This is a genomic window from Litchfieldella anticariensis FP35 = DSM 16096 (assembly GCF_000409775.1).
In the GTDB taxonomy this organism is placed as follows: domain Bacteria; phylum Pseudomonadota; class Gammaproteobacteria; order Pseudomonadales; family Halomonadaceae; genus Litchfieldella; species Litchfieldella anticariensis.
Map to the genome: position 1 here is coordinate 1,352,862 of NZ_KE332377.1, position 22,865 is coordinate 1,375,726.

Here is a 22,865-nt window from a genome sequence, read left to right on the forward strand (position 1 = left end):
CCTGCTGAACTTGCCTGCCGGGTATCGCATGAATGTCGTTACCCCTGACGGGTGGCTTTGCGCCTATCACAGCTTAGGCCATATGACGCCAACGCTGCAGGCCAAGCATCAGGAGGTGAACCGGCAAAAAGATGGCTAGTGGCCATAACAGCATCAGACCAGCCAGGTAGAACAATGGGTCAAGGCTATCCTGAGGCTGGCCAAAAGGGCCATGCACCCAGTTGATATTGCGCTCGGGATCGGTGAAGAGATAAGTCAAGGGGATCACCAACCAGGTCAAAGCGGTCTGCCAGAAGATGGCACGTCGGTCGAATCCAAGCCGCCATACGGCAAAGCTCGCTACCAGCGGCAGGATCAGATGATAGAGCGATAGCACCCGTGTCACGGGAGGGTGCTCTGGATTGAACATGTACTCGGTACCGCCAATGGGGTGTATACCGGTCAACCAGGCGATCCCTACATCCACCGCCCACAGCATGCCTACCAACAATACCGATAGCAGTTGCATCGACAGCAAGCGTCGGTTCTCGGTCCACAGGCCCACCAGAATGAGGAAGTTGGCCAGATTACACAGCCAGAAGAAGTTCTGATGACCGAGCATCACGACATAGGTCGGTGCCCAACCGAGAATCCAAGCGGTGAAGGCGAGCTTGAGCCATAGCGGTATGCGATGCCCCACTGGCATATCAGGATGCCTCCTCGCCTATCCCGTGGCGCTTGAGCTTGTTGGCGACAGTGGTGTGAGAAACACCCAACCGCCGTGCCAAGAGTCGGCTGGAAGGATATTGAGGATAGAGTGCAGCGAGCACGCGCTTCTCCACCTCGCCAAGAATATCAGCCAATCCACCATCCAGATCGATGCCGGCCAACCCCGGTGTCGGTCCTACATCAGGCAAACGTAGATGCGACGGTTCGATAGCCCCTCCCTCGCACAACGATACTGCCTGGAACAACACATTCTCGAGTTGACGCACGTTACCAGGCCAATGGTAGGAAGAAAGCCGCGCCAGCGCCGCAGGAGAAAGCCGAGGCATGGAACAACCGATCTGGCGCGAGGCACGATCGATGAAGTGGTTGGCCAGTTCCTCGATACCATCCAGGCAGTCGCGCAGCGGTGGTACCTGCAGCGAAAGCACGTTCAGGCGATGATAGAGATCCTGGCGGAAGCGGCCGGCGGTACACAACGCCGGCAGATCCTGCTGAGTGGCACAGATCACCCGCACGTCCAAAAAGGTTTCCTCGTCACTACCCACGCGACGAAAGCCACCATCCTGTAGGAAGCGCAGTAGCTTGACCTGCAATCTCGGGCTCATCTCACCGACTTCGTCGAGAAAGATGGTGCCGCCAGCGGTGAGTTCCAGCAAGCCCAGTTTGCCTTCCGGGCGTGCACCTTCGAATGCCCCGGGGGCATAGCCAAACAACTCGGTCTCGGCCATCGACTCCGGCAGACCGGCGCAGTTGAGCGCCATGAATGGCGCCTGGCCTCTTGAACTGGCCAGATGGCAAGCGCGTGCTAACAGCTCCTTGCCGGTCCCGGTTTCCCCCTCGATCAACAGCGGCGCATCCAAGGGGGCCATGCGTCGAGCTTCACGAATCAATGTGGCTAGCCGTGGGCTCGATTGGAAGATTGCCTCGAAACCACGTAATTCCTGGCGTTGTACATGATAGATGCGCTCGCCGATGCGGTCGGCACGGTGCAGGGTTACCACTGCCCCTGCCAACGAGGCGACATCGTCATCATTCTCGCTATGCAGAGGCGCGATATCCGCCAGGTAGGTGGCCTCCTTGAGTTTCAGGCGCAGCCCATTCACTCGTGCATTGTTGCGGCGTATCAGTTCAGGCAAGTCGAGGTCATGGAGATAACGATCCAACGATAGCCCTGGCACTTCATCGATACGTACCCCCAGCATCTGTCCCGCGGCGCGATTGGCAGCAACGATATGGCCTTCCATGTCGATCGACATCACTGGATCCGAGAGCGATGACAACAGGGCATCGAGCTCCAGATGGCGCCGTTCGCTGGGCATCAGGCTGACGCGCCTGACACTGAATACGCCGGGAATAGCCTCCAGCGTTGGGCGCAGAGTCGCTAGCTGGGCGTTGAGCAGGTGCGGCAAATGGAGATAGATAGTATTGCCATGGTCTCCGCCGACTTCTCCGCGAGCGACATTGACACCGTAATCGGCGAAGTGAGAAACGATGTCCCGCAGAATGCCGATTCTATTCTGGCAATGAAACTTGAGGCGCATGTCGAATTCTTTTCCGTCAAAAGGACGTGACTTGACTGTAAAGATAGCGTGACAGAGTTTTTCATCTCAATCACGAATCTCCCCTTCTTCCGCCCTTATGGTTCCTAAGCTACATTTAGCGTATAGAAAACTTTACAGCTTCGACACACCTTCCTCTTCCAGTGAGGCGATAAGAGTACTGTTGCGACCACCAACCCACTCTATGCTGATGAGCATTCCCTTTGTTCTTTCGACAATCACAACATCCAGGGAGGCTCGTATGGCCAAATCAACCAACTACCAGGCGCGAATGCCTGATGCCAATGGCTACATTGCCTACAGCGACCAAGAGCACGCTACCTGGAAAACCCTGATGGAGCGCCAGACGGCAATCATTGGAGGGCGTGTATGCCAGGAATACATCGATGGTCTGGAGCGCCTCGCTCTGCCCCACGATCGTATCCCCCAGCTCGCTGACGTGGATCGTGTACTCCTCGATTCCACCGGCTGGCAGACCGCACAGGTACCAGCGCTGATTCCTTTCGATACCTTCTTCGAACTGCTGGCAAGTCGTCGCTTTCCGGTAGCCACCTTCATTCGTACTCCGGAAGAGCTTGACTACCTGCAGGAGCCGGACATCTTTCACGAGCTCTTCGGTCATTGCCCGATGCTCACTAACCACGACTTCGCCGAATTCACCGCCACTTACGGCAAGTTGGGACTGGCAGCAAGCAAACAGGAGCGTGTCTACCTGGCCAGGCTGTACTGGATGACCGTGGAGTTCGGGCTGGTGGATACCCCGGAAGGTCGACGCATCTATGGCGGCGGCATCATCTCCTCGCCCAAGGAGACATTGTACGCACTGTCCGACGTCCCCGAGCATTACCCCTTCGATCCGCTCGATGCGATGCGCACCCCCTACCGCATCGACATCCTGCAGCCGCTCTACTACGTGCTTGACGGCCTGCATACCCTGCACGACCTTTCTAGGCAGGACATCATGGCCCTGGTGCATCAAGCTATGGAACTGGGGCTGTATCCGCCCAAGTTCCCGCCCAAGCCGTCCGAACCAAAAGCCGCCAACGCCTGAATACTCTTGTTTTCACACACTTTTCATTACCTGACTTCATACATATGGAGACCTCAATGAGCAATCTTTCACAACAGCAGTGCGAAGCTTGCAGCTGGGATGCCCCACACGTGACGGAGGCTGAAATCGAAGAGTACAAGAAGCAGATTCCCGAGTGGCAGATCGTCGAGCGCGATGGCATCATGCAACTGGAGCGAGTATTCAAGTTCCGCAACTTCAAGCAGGCCCTGGCGTTCACCAACGACGTCGGCGATATCGCTGAGGAAGCCGGCCACCATCCGGCACTACTCACCGAATGGGGCAAGGTTACCGTCACGTGGTGGTCGCACGAGATGAAGGGCCTGCACAAGAACGACTTCATCCTGGCAGCCAGAACCGACGAGGTAGCAGCGTAAAATGTTCGAGCAGATTCAGCGGGTGCCCGGGGATGCCATCCTCGGGCTGATAGAGGCCTTCAACAAGGACACCAATCCCAACAAGGTCGACTTGGGAGTGGGTGTCTACCGGGATGCCAAGGGCACCACGCCGATCATGCGGGCCGTCAAGGAGGCCGAGGCGCTGCTGCTGAAGAACGAGACTACCAAGAGCTATATCGGCTCTCATGGCGACCCACGCTATGGCAGGGTGATCCTACCCATGGTGTTGGGCGAAGATTCTCCGGTCCTGGCTGCGGGCCGCGCCAGTGCCACCCAATCACCCGGCGGTACCGGTGCATTGCGCTTGGCGGCGGATTTCATCCACACCCAGTTGCCCGGTAAAGGTATCTGGGTCAGTGACCCTACTTGGCCAAACCACTTGGGCATCTTCGAGGCCGCTGGTCTGAAGATCAGCAAGTACCCTTACGTCGACGCCGAGAACCGCCTGGATTTTGCCGGCATGCTCGACGCCCTCAAACAGATCCCGGTGGGCGATGTGGTGGTGCTGCATGCCTGCTGCCATAACCCGTCGGGCTTCGACCTGTCACGGGAACAGTGGCAAGACGTGCTGCAAGTGGTGCAGGAGCGTGAATTGTTGCCCTTGGTCGATTTTGCCTACCAGGGCTTTGGCGATGGCCTCGACGAGGATGCCTTCGGCGTTCGCCTGCTAGCCGAAAACCTCGACGAAGTGCTGATCACCAGTTCCTGCTCGAAGAACTTTGGCCTCTATCGTGAACGCACCGGCTGCATGATCGTGGTGGCCAAGAACAACGAGCAAATGGAGAACGTTCGCTCGCAGATGGCGATCGTTGCGCGTGAGAACTACTCCAACCCACCCGCCCATGGCGCGGCTATCGTCACCGAGATTCTCGAATCCGCGGAACTGGCAGCAATGTGGCGTGAGGAGCTCACCGAGATGCGCGACCGTATCAATGGTTTGCGGCGAGATTTCGTCGAATCGTTGACACCTTACGGTCTGGACAAGAAATATGCCTGTGTTGGCGAGCAACGTGGCATGTTCTCCTACACCGGCCTGAAGCCGGAACAGGTCGACCGTCTGCGTGACGAATTCGGCATTTATATGGTGCGTTCGGGGCGTGCCAACGTTGCGGGTCTGGCCAGCGACAATCTGCCCTACGTCGCCAAGGCCATCGCCGCAGTGAACTGAGGCGAATCCCAAGGCAGGCCATATATCCGGACGTCTGAACTGCCCCCTAAAGCCGAGGCCCCATCCAGCAATGGATGGGGCCTCGGTGGTCCAATCTCAATCCATCTATACCCTACTTCGTAGCCTCTGCCACTTTGGCACTCACCTCCTCGATATCACTGCCGGGCACGACTTCAGCATTGCCTTCGATCGAGGTTCCATATAGCGCATTGCCATGCTGACCTTCTTGTGCCATTGCCGTCTCGCCCTTCATGGAAGTGCCAGCGTGTATAGCCTCGATTTCACCAGAGACCAGGCCCCCTTGCGTGGTGACAGCAACCAGCATTTCGTCTTCGATCTCAGCTGCCACGACCGGTGCCTGCGCCTCTCGCTCATGGTAGTAAACCACCGCGCCGACCGATGCCAGCGCCACGACGGCGACGCTCAAGCCAAGTGCCTTCAGATTCATGGAGCCTCCATGGATCCCGCGTTGATCAAACCGCGGTCAGTGAATTCCCAATAGCGGCCGATCAAGCTTCCCGTTTCGTCGACCAATACCCATCCTTGGGCTGGCGACATCCTTGGTGAAGCGAAGCCTCGTGGTTTCCCTTGTCCTTGACCGGTTCGGCGACCCACCCTACCCGGACTGCAGATCTCCCTCCCTGAAGCATCTTGCCATCCCTTGATGATGCGCCTCCTGCGCATCGGCCAGCTTCGCTCCTGTCCTGAACATAGCGAATAGCATGCCAGCCTCATAAAACTTCCCATTAAAACAGCACCATATAGTCGAACAGCGTTTTCTTTCCACGGAATAAGGACAATCGACGCACACCGATCTGTTGCACAGTGCCGACATTTAGAATAAAGCGAATAACAAATCGATAAAGATCAATAGATTATACTGTCGCAAAAAGTAGACGATCCTTTCGGAATCACCAAAACCATCAGGCCACGTAGCGCGTCACATCCAATCCGCTGGGATCTATCTCGGGACGGCGCCCAGCCATCAGGTCGGCCAACAGATGGCCACTGCCACAACTCATGGTCCACCCCAGGGTGCCATGACCAGTATTGAGCCACAGATTATCGAACTTGGTCGCACCGATGATCGGGGTGGAATCCGGTGTCATGGGGCGCAGGCCAGTCCAGAATTCGGCTTTTTCGACATCGCCACCTTCCGGAAACACATCGCGCACCACCATGCTGATGGTTGCCCGGCGTTTCTCCAGCAGACTCAAGTCATAGGAAGCCAACTCAGCGGTTCCTCCCACCCGAATCCGGTTGTCGAAGCGCGAGATCGCCACCTTGAAAGTCTCGTCCATTACCGTCGATTGGGGTGCACCACCGTCGTCGGTCACCGGTACAGTCAGACTGTACCCCTTGACGGGATAGATCGGCAGCCGGATATCCAAATCCTTGACCAGGAACTTGGAGAAGCTACCCATGCACACCACATAAGCGTCGGCAAACATCTTGCCTGCGCTGGTCACCACGGATTCGATACGCCCGCCACTGCACTCGAGGCGCTGGATATCGACACCGAAGCGAAAATTCACTCCTAAATGCTCATGGCAATAGTCGGCCAGACGGTTGGTAAACAGGTAGCAGTCACCAGTCTGGTCGTCAGGCAGATGCAGACCGCCAACGAACTTGCCGGGCACCCGAGCCAATGCCGGCTCGACCTCCTGGATCTCCTTGGCATCGAGCAGCTTATGGCGCACCCCACACTGTTCGAGAACCTTCATGTCCTTGCCTGCCGCTGCAACCTGACTGTCGTAACGGAATAGCTGCAACAGACCACGCTGGCGGTCCTCGTAACGGATCCCTGTTTCTTCACGCAGCGCATTGATACACGAGCGGCTGTACTCGGCGATGCGCACCATGCGCTCCTTGTTGACGGCATAACGCTCGGCAGTGCAATTGCCAAACATCTGCATCATGAAGCGCGCCATAGTAGGGTCCATCCTGGGCTGGATCTTCAGCGGTGCATGTTCCTGAAACATCCACTTGACTGCCTTCTGGGGAATGCCCGGTGCCGCCCACGGAGAGGAGAAACCAAAAGATACCTGGCCGGCATTACCATAACTGGTTTCCATGGCAGGGCTGGACTGACGATCAACGACGGTGACCTCATACCCCTGCCGCGCCAGATAGTATGCGCTGGTGACACCTACCACCCCACTACCGAGAACCAGTACCTTCATTGCCTTCCCCCTTTTGTTGATCGTTGTCGCGAGGCCGCGGACAATGCTCGCAGTATAAAGAGGAGAAGGATAAAATTATTCTGAATTTCTATATAAAAGCAGGCAATTAAATCAAATTAATAGCCATATACATGATTTATTTTTAAATAAATCTCATAAAAAAGCTTATTCAACCACCTTAAGTCTTGCGGAACATATCCCTCGTCGATAGAGCTGCCAGGCCAAGGTACCAGCCAGCGCGTTACCTATCGCTGCACCAGCCGCCAATCCCGTTACTCCCGCCAATTGTGCACCCAACCATAGACACGGCAGATAACAGACGAACAGCCGCACGCCCGACATCAGCATTGCCCCCAGCGGCCAACCCAACGCATTGCCAGCCGATACCACCAGCATGCAGATCCCCAGCAGGGCATAACTCGGCAGCATGAAGCGCATCAGTATCGCCAGTTCATTGCGCACTTCCGGATGCCCCGACAAGGCCAACGCCACCCAGGGCGCAGCGGCAGCCAACGCCACACCGATCGCCAGTTGCCAAACAAGCACCACTCGGAACGCCAAGTGCATCAAACGCTCGACCTGAGCCCAATCCCTCGCCCCATAGCAACGCCCCAGCCAAGGCGGCAACGACATGGTCAAGGCCAGCACCACCATCAGGGAAACCGTTTCCAAACGGCTTGCCAGCCCCCAGGCTGCAACTGTCGTTTCACCCAGCGTCGCGACGATGCTGATCGCCAACATGGCAGCCAGCGGTGGCATTAGTTGGCCAATCATTGCTGGCCCGGCGATACCGGCGAAGGGTAGCGCCGAACGTTTAGCCTCTTCGACCAAGCCATGTCGTGCCAACCAATCGGTGGCTTTCAAGCGCGAGCCCAAAATCGTCAGGCCGGTGAAAAAAGCCAGCACCGTGGCCCAGGCAGCGCCGGCCAGTCCCAACCCCGGCCAGGGGCCAATACCGAAGATCAATAGAGGATCGAGCAGCAGATTGACCAGACTAGTCATCACCATCAGCTTACCCGGCAAGCGAGTGTCGCCATGGGCACGAAATAGGCTATAGCCAAAATACAGATTGGCTCCCAGCCAAGCGGCCAGCAGTTGTGGCGCCCAATAGTTGCGAATCAGCACCAAGGTAGCGTCATCGGCACCCAGGCGAAGAAACAATGGTCGATGTGCCACCCACAGAATCAACGCCAACACGCCAATGGTGATGGCTCCAGCCGATAACACCAGACCACCCAGACGTCGGGCCCGCGCCAGATCATTCGCCCCCAAGGTTCGAGAGATCAGAGCTGCGATGGCGATACCCATACCGACCTGAACGCCAATGATCAGGAACGATAAGGGAAACGTGAAGGATTGCGCTGCCAGCGGCGTCGTACCCAGACGCGCAATGAAGGCACTATCGACGAGTTGGAAGCCCAGCAACGACAAGACGCCAATGGCCATTGGCCACGTCTGGCGCCATAGCTGACCGCCAAGCGTTCGAGAGGCAGGAACAGATAGCGACACGATGTCTCCCGTCAGATTCAGGAGGCTTATTGTACGTGAGTGTCGTCAGCTATTCCGAATATCGGTGGCGACAGTGACCAGTCCGCTCAGCAGTTTCTGGGTGTCCGCAGCACTCATCGGCTTGAAATGGTAATAGCCTTGCACCAGATCACAACCCATTTCGCATACCAGTTCGAGCTGTTCTTCCTCTTCTACGCCTTCAGCAACCACTTCCAGACCCAGCCGATGGCCAATGAAGACGGTGGCAGCCATGATGGCGCGATCACTGGGATCGTGAGGGGCATCGCGTACGAAAGAGCGGTCGATCTTCAGTGCCGTGACCGGGAACAACTTCAGATAGCTCAGGGACGAGTAGCCGGTACCGAAATCGTCGATGGCGATCTTCATACCACGGTGATACAGCCGCCGCAGCACGTCGAGCACACGCTCGTCCGCCTGTATCAACACGTTCTCAGTAAGTTCGATGCCTATCTCTCGAGGTGACAACTGAAACTCTTGCATGCAGGCTTCAAGATGCTCGAACACCTCGAGATTCGCTACCTGCCTGCCGGATAAGTTGATGTCGATACGATAATCCCCCAGCCCAGCCGCCTTCCACTGCGCTTGTTGGCGACAGGCTTCACGCACGACCCATTCCCCTAGGCGGTGAATCAGATTGGAGCGCTCAGCCACCGGAATGAACTCGCTGGGCGACACCACTCCTCCCGTAGAAGGAAACCAGCGTATGAGCGCCTCGAGATTTTCGATACGACCGCTTCTGGCCGCCACCTGGGGCTGATAATAAAGCGCTAGCTCACCACGACGCAGTGCATGCTGCAATCGCTCGGCTAGTTGATGCTGGCGAACCAGTTCGTCGTGAATCTGCTGCTCGAAGAACCAGTACCGGTTGGGCCCTGAAAGCTTGGCTCGATTCTTCGCAACGTCGGCATTATGGATCAATTCGCGGGCGGTGGTGCCGTTATCGGGAAACAGACTGACCCCTAGGCTGGCCGTGACATGCAGCTCACGAGCCCCCAACTGGAAGGGAGCGGCGAAGACATCGATCACCTTGTCGATCAATTGCAGCACATCATCAGTGCTACGCAAATAGGGGAAGGCCATGGCGAATTCATCGCTGCCGAAACGCGACAATAAATCGGCACCCCGCTGGCAATGACGAAGCCGTTTGGCTACTTGGGACAACAGCGCATCGCCCTGCTCATAGCCTTGGGCATCGTTGATCTCGGCGAATTGATCCAGGTCGATAAAGATGACCGCCACGCATTCTCGCTGAAGCCGGCATTTGTCGAGGGAGTCCTCAAGCTCGGCTTCGAAGGTGCGACGGTTAGGCAGATGAGTCAAGCTATCGAAACGAGTCACGAAATCGAGATCGCGTCGAGCCTGTTTCTGTACGGAAAGATCGACATCGACACAGAACATCAACGGATCTTGAGTATGCTCGCCCAGCATCACGTGATGCGAGAACACGGCCACCGACGCGCCGCTCTTGTGCTTGAGCTCTAGCTCGCCTGCGGGAATCTCCACCCCACGCTTGACCCATGCATGATGGGCACTGATCACCCCCTCACGCATGGCATCGGGAATGATCAGATCCTCCAGCAATCTACCCTGGGCTTCATCCGGTAAATAACCGTAGAGCTTTGCGCTGGCCTCATTCCAGTAAATCACTCGTCGATAGCGATCATAACCCTGCACAGCCACCTTTGGCAGGCTTTCCAATAAGGCACGAAAGCGCTGTTCGCTCTCACTATGGCGACGTTGGGCAACCTGCAATTCGCCAATCACGGGGCGACCAGCGGAATCGTTGCGCTGCGACCAGAGATGCCATGTGACCAGTATGGACAATAGCGTACCACCGGCCGGCAGAATCGCCATCCACGACGGCAGTGTGGAGATCAGCCACCACGCCATCAACACACTAGCCGTTATCGACATGGCGAGCCACGCGACCGTACGCTTCACGAGCTCTCTGTCGACCATGCGTACCTCTTGTGAGTTCCCTGCCGGCATCGTCTCACTCGACTCTTTTTTGTGAGGCCATTTTACACATCAGTGTCTCAAAGCCCCAGTTGCCGGTGCTAATGCATCTTACCGCTCTCTTCTCCTCTCTGACGCACGTCATTGCAAAGTCTTGGGCTCCCAGACTTTGCAATGACGTGGGACATATCCCTGCTATCAGATTCTTGCCACCAATGAGTATGACACCTCCATACAACATAGACCGTTTCAGGAATCATACCCATCAGCAAAAAGATACATTTGTTGACATTTCTTTTCATTGATTTTCATTCTTTTCTATGTTGCTCCTGTAAAGCCGCTTTCAGCCATTCGGTTGAGAGTTAATCCAAGAGGAAAATGTCATGAAACATGAAAGTCTCAAGCACGGTTACGACGTCTCCACCATGGCCTTCGATATCGACCATGGCTACTGGACACCACGGGTGCACAGCGAACTGGCAACCCAAAACTGGAGTCAGGCGGACATTCGGCAGCACATCGATCTGGAGGCCTGGCAGGGCTTTCTCGCCGATCTCCCCCGCGACCCCTACGTCAATCGACGCTGGAAGCGGATGTCATGGCTCAATCTTACCGACGACGATGATGTACAGGTCATGGGCGACTGTCCCATGGCGCAAGGTGGGATGTTCAATGATGCTGAAAGCATGGCGGACAAACTCCGTTACTACGAGGGGTTGGATCCAGCGTTCGTCGAACGTCGCGACGTCAAGGCATTCGTGCGTGCCTGGGCCAAACTATGGGGAATCGGGCCGAAAGAGCCAATCCTGATGCAGATCACCGGCGTTCGCGGCAAGGGCCAGCATGACCCACTGCAGGGACAAGGCATTCATGCCGATGGCTGTAAGTATCTGAGCATTCTGGTGATCAACCGCGAGAACGTCAGCGGCGCCTCAAGCCATCTATATGCCGATAAAGCGGGTACCCAAACGCTGGATGAGCGGATTTTGAAGCCTGGTGAAATCCTGCACATTCGCGATGACAAGCTCTTTCACTCAGCGGGTGTCATGAGCCAGGAAGAGCAGGACCAGCCTTTCGAGCGTTTCATCATCATCATCAACAGTTGTTTCGTGGATGGCTTCCAGAATCGCATGCTACGGCGTCATTTCCCCGATGCCGTGCTCAACGAGGTGTTCTGAGGGCATATCTGACAAAGCTGAAAGTAAAACCGGCCAGCAATTGCTGGCCGCAGACTGCTGACGAACCCCGCATTTTTTGCGGGGTTTGTGTTTCTACGCTCGCGTTCTTTGCTCGCGACGGAAGGGAGCGCTACAACACGATTTATCTCTCGAGAGGCAGAAAATGGCGCTCTCAAGCGAGTATGGGGCTTCCTGAAGGTGTCGCTGGAAGGAAAATTCGACGACCGGGCCCCTCTCAGGCCGCCAAGGCCATTTTCTTGAGGTTCTGCGCTGCCGCACAGAGCAAGGCCTGCTCTCGCATTCCAGCGATTCCCCGCATGCGAGCATAGCGGTACCCATGGAGTTGCTTGGCATCTGCGAAGCTGCGCTCCACCGTCTCCTTGCGGCGCTCGTAAATTCGTTTGCCTACCGGCTCCAGCCGGCGGCTCCCCACCCGCTCCTTGGCGTCTTCCCAGACGTGGCGAGTCACCGTCTTGCGGTAGTGTTGATTGCGTGTGCAAGTCGCTAGGCGTGGGCACTCCCGGCACCAGACCGGGTCCGAGTGGTAATGACGATAGCCTTCCCCTGTTTCTGTACGGAAAGATCGAGTCTGGCCTTCTGGACAGCGGTAACCGTCCTGATCGGCGTCATACACGAAGAGGCGTTTCGGCATCATGCCTTTCGGCTTGCTGGGCCGACAATAACCGATCACACCGTAAAGTTGGCGCTTCTCCAACCCTTGGCAAATCGCGGCGGTAAAGTAACCGGCGTCCACCCCAACGGCGGCCAAATCGAATCCAAAGCGTCGGCGTTGGCGATCCAGCCGCTCCAGGTAGGGCACGCTGTCGTGCACGCTCGCGGGCGTGATGTGCACATCGGTGATGATGGCGTGCCTGCCATCCACCGTTCGGTGATCCAGGTAGAAAAACCCCTTGGGCTTGCCCTCCCGCACCATGTAGCCGCTGTCGGGATCGGTATCACTGATCTTCTTGGCGGTGGGCTCGGGTTCCGCCTCTCGACGAGGCGGCAGCGGCTTTTTTCCGTGAGCCTCCCGATCGGCGACCACCGCCTCTTCCAGCTCTGCCAGATAGGCCTGCGGTGTCGTCTCCACCTCCTGCATCGTGAAACGACGGCGATTGGCATTGGCCTTGATGTGGGTGCTGTCGGTGTACAGGACACGACCGCCCACCAGGCCCTGTTGCATCGCCTGCTCCACCACATGATCGAACAGTCGCTGCGCGATATCGCTGTCACGGAACCGCCGGCGCCGGTTCTGGCTGAAGGTCGAGGCGTCCGGCACCTTGTCGGTCAGACGCAAGCCCAGGAACCAGCGATAGGCCACGTTCACCTGAAGCTCGCGGACGAGCTGGCGCTCGCTGCGAATGCCGAACAGGTAGCCGATGAACAGCGCCTTGAACAGGAGAACGGGATCCAGCGCGGGGCGACCGTTGTCCTCGCAGTACAAGTGACGGGTCTCGTCGCGGATAAAGGAGAAGTCGATGATGGCATCGATGCGCCGGAGCAGATGATCGGAAGGCACCAGCTCTTCCAGCGTGACCATCTCCAGCTCGTGTTGGGTAGGACCGGGATCTTTTAGCATTCCCTAATAACAACAAAGTCCTGGCCGAAGGGCCAGGACTTTGTCAGCAATCTGCGGCCAGCAATTGCTGGCCGGTTTTTTTAGCGAAAGAAACGCTCGGTACCTTCTCTCGAAGGTACTGCATCGGTATTACTGGCGAATCCCCTCGAACACGACATCCAGTTCCAGTTGGTGCATGGGCTCGGGGAAGTCGTTCATGTCGATGCCGAAATCAGCCAATGCAAGCGTCGTGCTACCGTTGAAACCAGCCCGGTAGTTACCCCACGGATCATCCCCCTCCCCGACCAAGGCGACCGGCATCTCGATTTCGCGAGTCTCACCGTGCAGGGTCAGTTCACCGGTCAACACCCCTTCGCCCTCTCCAGTGGGTTCAAAACCAGTAGAGGTGAAGGATGCAGTGGGGTATTGATCAGCATCCAGGAAGTCGTCGCTAAGGATGTGTTTGTCACGCTCGGCATGGTTGCTGTCCAAGCTGGCCACATCGACTTCCATATTGATGCTGGAAGCCTCGAGATCGTTCGGATCGTAACTGAACTCGCCATTGAACTCACGAAAGCTACCGAGGATATAGGACATGCCCAGGTGGCTGATCTTGAACTGGACGAAGGCATGCTGGCCCTCGGTATCGATCACGTAATCAGCCGCTTGAGCCTGAGTCATTGGGACCAGAGCAGCAGCAGTCAGGGCGGCAATGGCGGTTTTCTTCAACATTCGTGCATCTCCTTGCAGTGTGAACCATCGATGTGAGCCAGCCGTGCTTAACGGCGACGACTGAGATGGGGGGATAGCATGCGAAGCAGGGTATCATGGCGATCCAGCCAATGATGCTTGAGGGCCGCCAGAGAATGACCAGCGGCAATGATCATCAATGCCAGGGCGCTATACCAGTGCACCGTACCGGCCAAGGTTGCCTGATTGGGCAAGTCATGAACCAACGCGGGCACGTCGAACCAGCCGAAAACGCTGATGGCACGACCATCAGCGGTGGAAATCAGATAACCACTGACCAGAATCACCAACAATAAGGCATAAAGCCCGGTATGCCCCAGATGCGCAGTGAGGCGCTCCAGGCGGCTCCCTTGGGCATGGGGTGTCGGCTGTAGGAAACGCCACATCACGCGCAGCAGGGTTGCTGCGAGCAGTAGCATGCCGAGCGATCGGTGCCACCAGGGAGCCAGATTGTACCAACTGTCATAATACCCTAGACCGGTCATCCACCAGCTCAGAATGAACAGACCTACGACGACCAGCGCACTTACCCAGTGCAGCAAAATGCTGATCAACCCCCAGCCTTGTCGAGTGTTACGCCACATGCTCCAAGCCCTTTCCTGAAGCGCGATGAATATCGCTTTGCCTCGAGCATACCTATATTCGCGATGACGACACAGCCAGGAAACGGTAAACGCATCATTCACGCTGTGGAAATAATGGCCAGGACTACATGCCTGGCCATTCGCTATTGACGACTCATGCCGCCTTCAACAGCTTGATCAACACTTTGGCGGCCGATGCACTCGATGCAGGGTTCTGCCCCGTCACCAGTAACCCATCTTGAACCTGGAAGGGAGCAAAGTCCTGCTCACTGCGCAGATAGCGGGCCCCCTTGTCCTTGAGAGCATCCTCGAGTAGGTGTGGCACTACTTCGGTCAGACCTGCCGCGGCTTCTTCACTATTGGAGAAGCCGGTGACCTCACGCCCCTTGACCAAAGGCTCGCCACGTTCATCCTTGGCATTGAGCAGCACTGTCGGGGCGTGGCAAACAGCGCCCACCGGCTTGCCCGCCTTGATGAAGGCCTGGATCAGAAGCAGAGAATCGGGATTGTCGGTCAGGTCCCATAGTGGGCCATGTCCCCCTGGGTAGAAGATGGCCTCATAATCGTTGGCCTTCACATCACTGAGCTTCACGGTATTGGCAAGCTGCGCTTTGGCTTGTTCATCGGCCTCGAAACGCCGAGTCTCGTCGGTGAGCGCATCTTTTCGGGTGGAATTGGGGTCCACCGGAGGTTGCCCTCCTCGAGGAGAAGCGAGAGTAATCTCGGCACCGGCATCCTTGAACACATAATAGGGGGCTGCAAATTCTTCAAGCCAGAAGCCAGTCTTGTGGCCGGTATCGCCCAGGCTATCGTGAGACGTCAGGACCATCAGGATCTTCATCGTCACGCTCCTTGAAAGAGAAAATGTGATCCAACCCTGAATAGATGACGGCATCAGGGGAAGGTTCAAGGGGGGCGCCGATGAATTCCGCCTCCTAACGCACGACGCCCCGGTTACGGGGCGTCGTATAATAATGACGAGGAAAAGATTCAGCGTAACGCATCAAGCCCACGCGCAAGGTCGCCCTTGAGGTCATCGAGATCTTCGAGCCCCACAGCGATTCGAATCAACCCTTCGGCGATACCCGCCGCCGCCTTCTGTTCCTCTGAGAGGCGCCCGTGAGTCGTCGTGCCCGGATGGGTGATGGTGGTCTTGACATCGCCCAAGTTACCAGTGATCGACATGATCCGCGTGGCATCGATCACCGACCAGGCGGCTTCGCGCCCCCCATCAACCTCGAACCCCAGCACCGCGCCATAAGCCTTTTGTTGACGGCTAGCCAGCGCGTGTTGTGGATGATGTTCCAGACCACTGTAATGCACACGCGTAACGGACGGATGCGCTTCCAGCCACTGAGCCATGGCCAAGGCGTTTTCACAGTGTGCCTTCATGCGCAAACTCAACGTCTCCAGCCCCTTGAGGAAAATCCAGGCATTGAAGGGACTCATGCAGGGGCCACAGGTGCGTACTACACCAAACAGTTCTTCAAGCTCCTTGTCGCGACCTACCACGGCACCACCGATGGCACGCCCCTGACCATCCAGATACTTGGTTGCCGAATGAATCACCAGATCGGCACCGAGGTCCAACGGACGCTGCAACGCCGGAGTCAGGAAACAGTTGTCGATTACCAGCCAGGCCTCGTGACGATGGGCAATCTCAGCCAGGGCGGCAATATCCACCACTTCGGAGAGCGGATTGGACGGCGTTTCGGCGAATAGCAAGCGGGTGCGCGGGGTAATTGCCGCTTCCCAGGCCTCCAGGTTCGACAGTTCCACATAGCGGGTCGTGATGCCGAACTTGCCCAAATACTTGTCGAACAAGCTCACGGTGGAACCGAACAACGAGCGCGAGGCCACGATCTCATCACCAGCCGATAGTAGCGCCAGTGCGGTGGAAAGGATCGCCGCCATGCCGGAACTGGTCGCCACGCAGCGCTCGCCGCCCTCCATCACCGCCAGACGCTTCTCAAAATTGCGCACTGTAGGATTGGTGAAGCGCGAGTAGATATTACCAGGCTCCTCACCGCCGAACTTACGTGCGGCCTCGGCTGCACTGCCATAGACGAAGCTCGAGGTCGGAAAGATCGGCTCGCCATGTTCCTGCTCATGGGTGCGCGCATGGCCGGCACGAATGGACTGGGTAGCCAACGCCCACTCTCGTGTTGGGTCATCCCAGTCGTGCTCATGTTGATTGGAATCGTCGTTCATGGCTGCCCCCGCTCAGTCGAGATCATCATCCTGATTGTGCATGCCAACCAAGGCATGATCACCGACATTCTGCAACTTTGCAGCATCGTTACGCGAGGCCTCGAGGTCCGCCAGATAGGAATCGTCGATGTCACCGGTGATGTAGCGGCCATCGAAAACCGAACAATCGAAATGCTCGAGTGCCGGATTGACGGCGCGGCAGGCTGCCTTCAGGTCATCCAGATCTTGATAGAAAATACGATCGGCACCAATAAGCTCGCCGACCTCAGCTTCACTGCGCCCATGAGCGATCAACTCGGCGGCAGCGGGCATGTCGATTCCATAGACATTGGGATAACGTACCGGCGGCGCTGCCGATGCAAAATAGACCTTGTTGGCACCGGCCTCGCGAGCCATCTGGATGATCTGCTTGCAGGTGGTGCCGCGCACGATGGAGTCATCGACCAATAGCACGTTCTTGCCCTCGAACTCGATGTCGATGGCGTTGAGCTTCTGGCGCACCGACTTCTTGCGTTGGGTCTGGCCAGGCATGATGAAGGTCCGCCCGATATAGCGGTTCTTCATGAAGCCTTCGCGATAGGTGACCCCGAGATGCTGGGCCAACTCCAGCGCCGAGGTACGCGAGGTGTCGGGGATCGGAATTACCACGTCGATATCGTGCTCAGGCCATTCATTCTTGATGCGATCGCCCAGCTTGCGCCCCATCTCCATGCGCGTGCCATAGACATAGGCCCCGTCGAGAATCGAATCGGGACGTGCCAGATAGACATGCTCGAATATACACGGCGCCAGTTGGGGCCGATCAGCGCACTGCTGAGTGTGGATATTGCCGTCCATGTCGACGAATATCGCCTCACCTGGTGCCAGATCACGATGAAACTCGAAACCTCCAACATCGAGCGCTACCGACTCGGAGGCGATCATCACGTCTTGCTTGCCACTCTCGTTGCGCGAACCGAAGACCACCGGACGAATGCCATTGGGATCGCGGAAGGCCACCATACCGAAGCCGTTGATGATAGCGACTGCAGCATAGCCGCCTCGGCAGCGACGATGTACCCGACGTACGGCATCGAAGATGTCCTCAGGATTGAGGTGGTGGCCTTGCTTGCCCAATTCGTGGGCAAAGACGTTGAGCAACACCTCGGAGTCCGAACTGGTATTGATATGCCGCAGGTCGGTAGAGAACAACTCCTGCTTGAGCTGTTCAGAGTTAGTCAGGTTGCCATTATGAGCGAGGGTAATGCCATAGGGCGAGTTGACATAAAACGGTTGCGACTCGGCCTCGCTCGACGAGCCGGCGGTAGGGTAACGTACATGCCCGATCCCCAGGTTGCCCCTGAGACGTGCCATGTGGCGAGTGTGGAAGACATCGCGCACCAAGCCATTGCTCTTGCGCAGCAGAAAGCGGCCCTCGTGCCATGTCATCATGCCGGCGGCATCCTGCCCTCGGTGCTGGAGGACTGTCAGGGCGTCATATAGCGCCTGGTTGACCGCCTGATTGGCCATGAGGCCCACGATACCGCACATTCCGCCTTACCTCGCTTGCAATGAAGTCCAGATGCCGCACACGCGACATCGTGATGAAACGTCAGAGGCCATCTGCCTCATCGTTACCGCTATTGCCACCTTTGTCGTCGTTGCCGATATTCGGCAACGAAATGTCACGCCACTCTTTGCTACGCCCTTGATCGTCCTGCTCCCAGGCCTCTATCTGGTCGACCGTCCAATCGCGCAACTGTTCGAAGCTTGGTCGCAATTCCGCCTGTTGCCAGGCCTGAAGCTGCGACAAGGGTGTCAGAGAAATCAGGATCGTCGCCAGCACTAGAATCGCTGCGCCGCGCAAGACTCCGAACAGGGCGCCGGCCACGCGATTGAAAAAGCCCATGCCGACCCACTCCACCGCCGCATGCACCAGGCGGATGACAATACCGCATAGCATGATGACAACGAAGATCACCAGGATGAAGGCAAGCACCAGGCGCCCATCCTGATTGTCGATGAACCCACTGAGCATGTCCGCTACCGGCTCGGCGAATATCCGTGCCGCCAGTAAGGCAATGATCCAGGCTGCCAGCCCTAGGCCTTCACGAATCAGGCCGCGGGTGAAACCGGCCAGCATCGAGATGGCCAGTACCGCCAGGAAAATCCAGTCGAGCCAAGTCAGACTCATTCACCCTCCCGGATTCTCACCAGCAGGCCCTGAATATTGGCGCGCTCCTTGAGTTCGGTACGAGCCCGCTCACCGGCTTCAGAACTCTCGTAAGGGCCGACATAGACACTGGTCAACCCTCCCTCGCGCTGGCGACGATAGGCATTGAACCCCTGCTCGTTGAGCTGTGCTTCCAGACGTTCTGCGTTGTCAGGCTTCCCGAAGCTGCCGGCCTGTACGGCCCACTCACCCGCAGCATTCGATGGTGACGGAGCAGACGTCTCGCGACGCTGTTCAGCGGCACGTGCCAGCTCCGCGATGGGATCCGCGGTTTCCGGCTGAACTTCTGCGGGAGGCGTATTCTCTTCCGAAGCCTGCTCGTCGGTCGCGGGAGCCCGCGCGACCTCCGCATCATCCTCAGATGAGGTCGCCTCTTCCGACAGTGCTTCAACGCTGCCTTGCGGATCGACAACCGGACGTGGTTGGCTGATATTGCCCAGTGTCGAGGGTGGCTCAGGGTCGGGTACTGGTGTTCGCTCGACCTCGATAGGTTGCTCGATGGTCAATACCGGCTGGGGGCGCTCTTCGCGAGGTGCCGGCTCATCGAACAGCATCGGCACGAAGATCACCGCCAGCGCGATGACGATCACTGCCCCGCTAAGCCGCTCACGCATTCCGTATTTCATCGTGCTCCCTCCTCTGCGGCCGTGACTTCCACCAGGACAGTACTTCGGCCACAGTGAAAAACGACCCACAAACCAGCGCCTCATCAACTTCACGAAGCTCGGATGCTAACCAGTCGGCCCCCTCTGCCGGCGATGCCGCCCGGTGCAGGACCCGCTGTCCCCGCGACTCGAGAGTGGCAGCCAGATCTTCTGCACCGCGTGCGCGCTCACCATCCAAGCCAACCGCGACCCAGGCATCAAGCGAACCGGCGAGCGCATCGATGACACCCTCGGCATCCTTGTCCGCCAGCATGCCCAGCAAGCCAATTCGCCGCCCCGTACAGGGCCGCTCAGCCAAACGCGCCGCCAAGTAAGTAGCGGCGTGTGGATTATGCCCTACATCCAGGCACCAGTTGCTCAACCATTGCATGCGTCCAGGCAACGTCACCTCTGCCAGGGCCTTCCGACATACCATTTCATCCAGCGCCACATCTGCCAGCGTCAAAGCCTGCAAGGCCGTGGCTGCATTGTCCAGCGGCAAACCGGGGTCCGGGAGTCCCTTCAAATGCAAAGGATGCCCGTTGGCATCTATTCCTTCCCACGCCCAGGCATCAGCGTCTTCGCAGCGATGAAACTGCTCATCCAGCATGTACACTCGTGCACCCAATGCATCGGCCACGCCACGCACACTGGCCGGCAGCACCGAACTACCGAGTACCGCTGGGCGGCCTGCACGCAGAATTCCGGCCTTCTCGCGACCGATGTTTTCCAAGTCGGTACCAAGAAAAGCGGCGTGGTCCTGGGCCACAGTCGTCACCACCCCCACGTCGGCGTCGAGGATATTGACAGCATCAAGGCGCCCGCCCAGGCCAACTTCGAGAATTGCCAGCTCCGGCTGACGCTGAGCGATAATCCACAAGGCGGCCAATGTTCCAGCTTCGAAATAGGTCAGGCTGACCGGTTCACCGCTCAGACGCGCAGCCTCGACCCGCTCGAAGCCGCGTACCAGGGTAGTATCGTCGGCTTCTTGACCATCCAGACGCAGGCGCTCGTTATAGCGCAACAGGTGTGGCGAGGTGTAGGTGGCCGTCGACAGGCCGTGAGCCCGTGCCAGGGCCTCCAGCATGGCGACCGTCGATCCCTTGCCATTGGTGCCCGCAACCGTAATCAGGCGAGTAGCCACGGGGGTATCTAACAAGCCCAAGCGACGACCCACCCGGGCCACACGTTCGAGCCCGAGGTCGATACTGACAGGATGCTGGCGTTCCAGACGTGCCAGCCAGGCATCCAGACTCAATGCAGGCGAAGAAGGCGCTTCAGGCATCGGCGACTCGTCATCAGCGCTCTTGGCTGACGTCTTCGACGACATCGTCGCTTTCCTGTTCGGCGACATCGACCAGGTCAGGCTCACGCTCCTCCGGCAAGCCGGAAACCGGCAGGTGTGTCAGCTTGCGCAGCACACTGCCCAGGCGCTCACGCATTTCGCTACGGTGGACAATCATATCCACGGTGCCATGCTCGAGCAGGAACTCGCTACGTTGGAAGCCTTCGGGAAGCTTCTCACGCACAGTTTGCTCGATGACCCGTGGTCCGGCAAAGCCAATCAGTGAGTTGGGTTCGGCAACATTGAGATCCCCAAGCATCGCCAGCGAGGCCGAAACGCCCCCATACACTGGATCGGTCAGCACCGAGATATAAGGAACCCCAGCCTGCTTGAGCTTTTCCAACGCCGCCGATGTCTTGGCCATCTGCATCAGCGAGAACAGCGCCTCCTGCATACGCGCCCCGCCGGAAGCGGAAAAGCACACCAGCGGAATGCCCTCCTCCAGCGCCAGGCTGGCAGCTCGCACGAACTTCTCACCGACAACGGCCCCCATTGAGCCACCCATGAAGGTAAACTCAAACGCCACGGCTACTACCGGCATGCTGTCGAGGGTGCCACGCATGGCAATCAGGGCATCGTTCTCGTCGGTTTCCTTCTGCGCCGCCGAGAGGCGATCCTTGTACTTCTTGGAATCGCGAAACTTGAGACGGTCCACGGGTTGCAACTCGGCAGCGATTTCCTCACGCCCTTCTGCATCCAAGAACCAGTCGAGCCGTTTGCGTGCCGTAAGCCGCAGGTGGTGATCGCACTTAGGGCAGACGTTGTGATGTTTCTCGAGTTCGGGAAGGTACAGCACCGCCTCACATTTCGGGCACTTGCGCCATAGCCCGTCGGGTACGCTAACACGGCGATCCTTACGCTGAATGCGCCCCATGGACGGTACGATCTTGTCTAGCCAGCTCATATCAGAACAGTTCCATTACGCTGTCTCAGGCCCGGCAACGGCCGAACCATCATGGAGTTTTGGCAGGAGGACTACCGACACCTCAAGCATCCAGCGCCCGACGCATCTCGCCCAGCACCTCTTTCAAGGCCGGTGCGATGGAAAGCGTGTCGTCTACCCCTTCGGCAATACGATTGACCAAGGCGCTACCGACCACCACACCATCGGCAATCCGGCCTACCGCTGCTGCGGAGGCGCCATCACGGATACCGAATCCGACACACAGCGGTAGCTCGGTCAAACGCCGCAGTGGTGCCAGTTGACGGTCGACGGATTCGACATCCAAGGTTGCGGCGCCGGTGACCCCCTTGAGCGAAACGTAGTACAGATACCCTTCGCCATGGGCACATATTGTAGCGGCACGCGACTCGGAGGTGGTAGGGGCAACCAGAAAGATCGAGGCTAGCCCATGCTCCTTGAGCAGAGGCCCGAGCTCTTCGGCCTCCTCTGGCGGCATATCCACGATCAGTACGCCATCGACACCGGCGGTGGCGGCTTGTTCAGCGAAGGCCCGATACCCCAAGCGCTCGATGGGGTTCAAATAACCCATCAACACCACCGGCGTTTCGTGATCGGTCTCACGAAATTCACGCACCATCTCGAACAGGTGAGAAAGACGGGTGCCATGCTTGAGGGCTCGTTCACAGGCCTTCTGGATCACCGGACCATCTGCCATCGGGTCGGAAAACGGCACGCCCAACTCGATGACATCGGCGCCAGCTTCGACCAGGGTGTGCATGAAACCCACGGTATGCTCCGGCGATGGGTCCCCAGCGGTAATGTAGGGAATCAGCGCGGTGCGGCCCTGCTCCTTGAGGGCAGCGAAACGTTGGTCGATACGGTTCATTCTTCTCTATCCCCTAAAGGCG

At 57.7% G+C, this 22,865-nt stretch carries 21 protein-coding genes; 4 read left to right on the forward strand and 17 right to left on the reverse strand.

What is annotated here, in order from left to right:
• Positions 1–73 precede the first annotated feature (73 nt).
• Both L861_RS06270 and L861_RS06275 read right to left on the reverse strand, forming a co-directional pair.
• Entirely contained in the window at positions 74–685 is a 612-nt protein-coding gene (locus L861_RS06270) for a hypothetical protein (RefSeq protein ID WP_016415731.1), read from the reverse strand.
• A gap of 1 nt (position 686) precedes the next feature.
• Positions 687–2,249, reverse strand: coding sequence for a sigma-54-dependent transcriptional regulator (locus L861_RS06275; RefSeq protein ID WP_016415732.1), 1,563 nt, complete (start codon positions 2,247–2,249; stop codon positions 687–689).
• Positions 2,250–2,508: 259 nt separating this feature from the next.
• On the opposite strand from L861_RS06275, the gene phhA reads away from it, so the two are divergent.
• Genes phhA through L861_RS06290 form a run of 3 tightly spaced genes read left to right on the forward strand, consistent with a single transcriptional unit; the run spans position 2,509 to position 4,902 of the window.
• Positions 2,509–3,318, forward strand: coding sequence for a phenylalanine 4-monooxygenase (gene phhA / locus L861_RS06280; RefSeq protein WP_016415733.1), 810 nt, complete (start codon positions 2,509–2,511; stop codon positions 3,316–3,318).
• A gap of 56 nt (positions 3,319–3,374) precedes the next feature.
• Positions 3,375–3,713, forward strand: a complete 339-nt coding sequence (locus tag L861_RS06285; protein WP_016415734.1) for a 4a-hydroxytetrahydrobiopterin dehydratase — start codon at positions 3,375–3,377, stop codon at positions 3,711–3,713.
• 1 nt (position 3,714) lies between these two features.
• Positions 3,715–4,902 (forward strand): amino acid aminotransferase, encoded by a 1,188-nt coding sequence (locus tag L861_RS06290; RefSeq protein WP_016415735.1) that lies wholly within the window; start codon positions 3,715–3,717, stop codon positions 4,900–4,902.
• Between the two features lie 112 nt (positions 4,903–5,014).
• Here L861_RS06290 and L861_RS06295 read toward each other — a convergent pair whose 3' ends face one another.
• The 4 genes from L861_RS06295 to L861_RS06310 all read right to left on the reverse strand — a co-directional run bounded on the left by L861_RS06295 (position 5,015) and on the right by L861_RS06310 (position 10,574).
• Positions 5,015–5,350 carry a hypothetical protein gene (locus tag L861_RS06295; protein ID WP_016415736.1) on the reverse strand — a complete coding sequence of 112 codons (336 nt, stop codon included), beginning with the start codon at positions 5,348–5,350 and terminating at the stop codon, positions 5,015–5,017.
• A 475-nt stretch (positions 5,351–5,825) separates the two neighbouring features.
• Positions 5,826–7,085 (reverse strand): D-amino acid dehydrogenase, encoded by a 1,260-nt coding sequence (locus tag L861_RS06300; RefSeq protein WP_016415739.1) that lies wholly within the window; start codon positions 7,083–7,085, stop codon positions 5,826–5,828.
• 165 nt (positions 7,086–7,250) lie between these two features.
• The gene (locus L861_RS06305) at positions 7,251–8,531 is read right to left on the reverse strand and encodes an MATE family efflux transporter (protein ID WP_016415740.1); all 1,281 of its coding nucleotides are present in this window, start codon (positions 8,529–8,531) and stop codon (positions 7,251–7,253) included.
• 108 nt (positions 8,532–8,639) lie between these two features.
• Positions 8,640–10,574, reverse strand: coding sequence for a putative bifunctional diguanylate cyclase/phosphodiesterase (locus L861_RS06310; RefSeq protein ID WP_016415741.1), 1,935 nt, complete (start codon positions 10,572–10,574; stop codon positions 8,640–8,642).
• Between the two features lie 380 nt (positions 10,575–10,954).
• Here L861_RS06310 and L861_RS06315 point away from each other — a divergent pair, with 380 nt between their 5' ends.
• A complete protein-coding gene (locus L861_RS06315; protein ID WP_016415742.1) occupies positions 10,955–11,749 on the forward strand; it encodes a 2OG-Fe dioxygenase family protein in 795 nt (264 codons plus the stop codon).
• A 235-nt stretch (positions 11,750–11,984) separates the two neighbouring features.
• Here L861_RS06315 and L861_RS06320 read toward each other — a convergent pair whose 3' ends face one another.
• The 11 genes from L861_RS06320 to trpA form a co-directional block, all read right to left on the reverse strand.
• A complete protein-coding gene (locus L861_RS06320; RefSeq protein WP_035567512.1) occupies positions 11,985–13,328 on the reverse strand; it encodes an IS1182 family transposase in 1,344 nt (447 codons plus the stop codon).
• Between the two features lie 129 nt (positions 13,329–13,457).
• Positions 13,458–14,039 (reverse strand): YceI family protein, encoded by a 582-nt coding sequence (locus L861_RS06325; protein ID WP_016415744.1) that lies wholly within the window; start codon positions 14,037–14,039, stop codon positions 13,458–13,460.
• Positions 14,040–14,086: 47 nt separating this feature from the next.
• Positions 14,087–14,641: a cytochrome b gene (locus L861_RS06330; RefSeq protein ID WP_016415745.1), complete on the reverse strand. Its 555-nt coding sequence runs from the start codon at positions 14,639–14,641 to the stop codon at positions 14,087–14,089.
• 154 nt (positions 14,642–14,795) lie between these two features.
• Complete coding sequence (locus L861_RS06335) at positions 14,796–15,482, reverse strand: type 1 glutamine amidotransferase domain-containing protein (RefSeq protein WP_016415746.1); 687 nt, start codon at positions 15,480–15,482, stop codon at positions 14,796–14,798.
• A gap of 149 nt (positions 15,483–15,631) precedes the next feature.
• Positions 15,632–16,852, reverse strand: a complete 1,221-nt coding sequence (locus L861_RS06340; protein ID WP_016415747.1) for an O-succinylhomoserine sulfhydrylase — start codon at positions 16,850–16,852, stop codon at positions 15,632–15,634.
• 12 nt (positions 16,853–16,864) lie between these two features.
• Positions 16,865–18,382: an amidophosphoribosyltransferase gene (gene purF, locus L861_RS06345; RefSeq protein ID WP_016415748.1), complete on the reverse strand. Its 1,518-nt coding sequence runs from the start codon at positions 18,380–18,382 to the stop codon at positions 16,865–16,867.
• A 61-nt stretch (positions 18,383–18,443) separates the two neighbouring features.
• Complete coding sequence (locus tag L861_RS06350; RefSeq protein WP_016415749.1) at positions 18,444–19,025, reverse strand: CvpA family protein; 582 nt, start codon at positions 19,023–19,025, stop codon at positions 18,444–18,446.
• A complete protein-coding gene (locus tag L861_RS06355; protein ID WP_021029128.1) occupies positions 19,022–19,690 on the reverse strand; it encodes an SPOR domain-containing protein in 669 nt (222 codons plus the stop codon). Before L861_RS06355 ends, L861_RS06350 begins: the two co-directional genes overlap by 4 nt.
• Positions 19,671–20,993, reverse strand: coding sequence for a bifunctional tetrahydrofolate synthase/dihydrofolate synthase (folC, locus tag L861_RS06360; RefSeq protein WP_035567923.1), 1,323 nt, complete (start codon positions 20,991–20,993; stop codon positions 19,671–19,673). Before folC ends, L861_RS06355 begins: the two co-directional genes overlap by 20 nt.
• Before the next feature lie 13 nt (positions 20,994–21,006).
• Positions 21,007–21,957, reverse strand: coding sequence for an acetyl-CoA carboxylase, carboxyltransferase subunit beta (accD, locus tag L861_RS06365; RefSeq protein WP_016415752.1), 951 nt, complete (start codon positions 21,955–21,957; stop codon positions 21,007–21,009).
• An 82-nt stretch (positions 21,958–22,039) separates the two neighbouring features.
• Complete coding sequence (gene trpA, locus L861_RS06370) at positions 22,040–22,843, reverse strand: tryptophan synthase subunit alpha (protein ID WP_016415753.1); 804 nt, start codon at positions 22,841–22,843, stop codon at positions 22,040–22,042.
• Positions 22,844–22,865 lie beyond the last annotated feature (22 nt).

Excerpts from the sequence above, each read along its gene's own strand:
- L861_RS06270 (WP_016415731.1), bottom strand. The coding sequence starts at position 685 with ATGCCAGTGGGGCATCGCATACCGCTATGGCTCAAGCTCGCCTTCACC.
- L861_RS06275 (WP_016415732.1), bottom strand. The coding sequence starts at position 2,249 with ATGCGCCTCAAGTTTCATTGCCAGAATAGAATCGGCATTCTGCGGGAC.
- phhA (WP_016415733.1), top strand. The coding sequence starts at position 2,509 with ATGGCCAAATCAACCAACTACCAGGCGCGAATGCCTGATGCCAATGGC.
- L861_RS06285 (WP_016415734.1), top strand. The coding sequence starts at position 3,375 with ATGAGCAATCTTTCACAACAGCAGTGCGAAGCTTGCAGCTGGGATGCC.
- L861_RS06290 (WP_016415735.1), top strand. The coding sequence starts at position 3,715 with ATGTTCGAGCAGATTCAGCGGGTGCCCGGGGATGCCATCCTCGGGCTG.
- L861_RS06295 (WP_016415736.1), bottom strand. The coding sequence starts at position 5,350 with ATGAATCTGAAGGCACTTGGCTTGAGCGTCGCCGTCGTGGCGCTGGCA.
- L861_RS06300 (WP_016415739.1), bottom strand. The coding sequence starts at position 7,085 with ATGAAGGTACTGGTTCTCGGTAGTGGGGTGGTAGGTGTCACCAGCGCA.
- L861_RS06305 (WP_016415740.1), bottom strand. The coding sequence starts at position 8,531 with ATGGCCATTGGCGTCTTGTCGTTGCTGGGCTTCCAACTCGTCGATAGT.
- L861_RS06310 (WP_016415741.1), bottom strand. The coding sequence starts at position 10,574 with ATGGTCGACAGAGAGCTCGTGAAGCGTACGGTCGCGTGGCTCGCCATG.
- L861_RS06315 (WP_016415742.1), top strand. The coding sequence starts at position 10,955 with ATGAAACATGAAAGTCTCAAGCACGGTTACGACGTCTCCACCATGGCC.
- L861_RS06320 (WP_035567512.1), bottom strand. The coding sequence starts at position 13,328 with ATGCTAAAAGATCCCGGTCCTACCCAACACGAGCTGGAGATGGTCACG.
- L861_RS06325 (WP_016415744.1), bottom strand. The coding sequence starts at position 14,039 with ATGTTGAAGAAAACCGCCATTGCCGCCCTGACTGCTGCTGCTCTGGTC.
- L861_RS06330 (WP_016415745.1), bottom strand. The coding sequence starts at position 14,641 with ATGTGGCGTAACACTCGACAAGGCTGGGGGTTGATCAGCATTTTGCTG.
- L861_RS06335 (WP_016415746.1), bottom strand. The coding sequence starts at position 15,482 with ATGAAGATCCTGATGGTCCTGACGTCTCACGATAGCCTGGGCGATACC.
- L861_RS06340 (WP_016415747.1), bottom strand. The coding sequence starts at position 16,852 with ATGAACGACGATTCCAATCAACATGAGCACGACTGGGATGACCCAACA.
- purF (WP_016415748.1), bottom strand. The coding sequence starts at position 18,382 with ATGTGCGGTATCGTGGGCCTCATGGCCAATCAGGCGGTCAACCAGGCG.
- L861_RS06350 (WP_016415749.1), bottom strand. The coding sequence starts at position 19,025 with ATGAGTCTGACTTGGCTCGACTGGATTTTCCTGGCGGTACTGGCCATC.
- L861_RS06355 (WP_021029128.1), bottom strand. The coding sequence starts at position 19,690 with ATGAAATACGGAATGCGTGAGCGGCTTAGCGGGGCAGTGATCGTCATC.
- folC (WP_035567923.1), bottom strand. The coding sequence starts at position 20,993 with ATGCCTGAAGCGCCTTCTTCGCCTGCATTGAGTCTGGATGCCTGGCTG.
- accD (WP_016415752.1), bottom strand. The coding sequence starts at position 21,957 with ATGAGCTGGCTAGACAAGATCGTACCGTCCATGGGGCGCATTCAGCGT.
- trpA (WP_016415753.1), bottom strand. The coding sequence starts at position 22,843 with ATGAACCGTATCGACCAACGTTTCGCTGCCCTCAAGGAGCAGGGCCGC.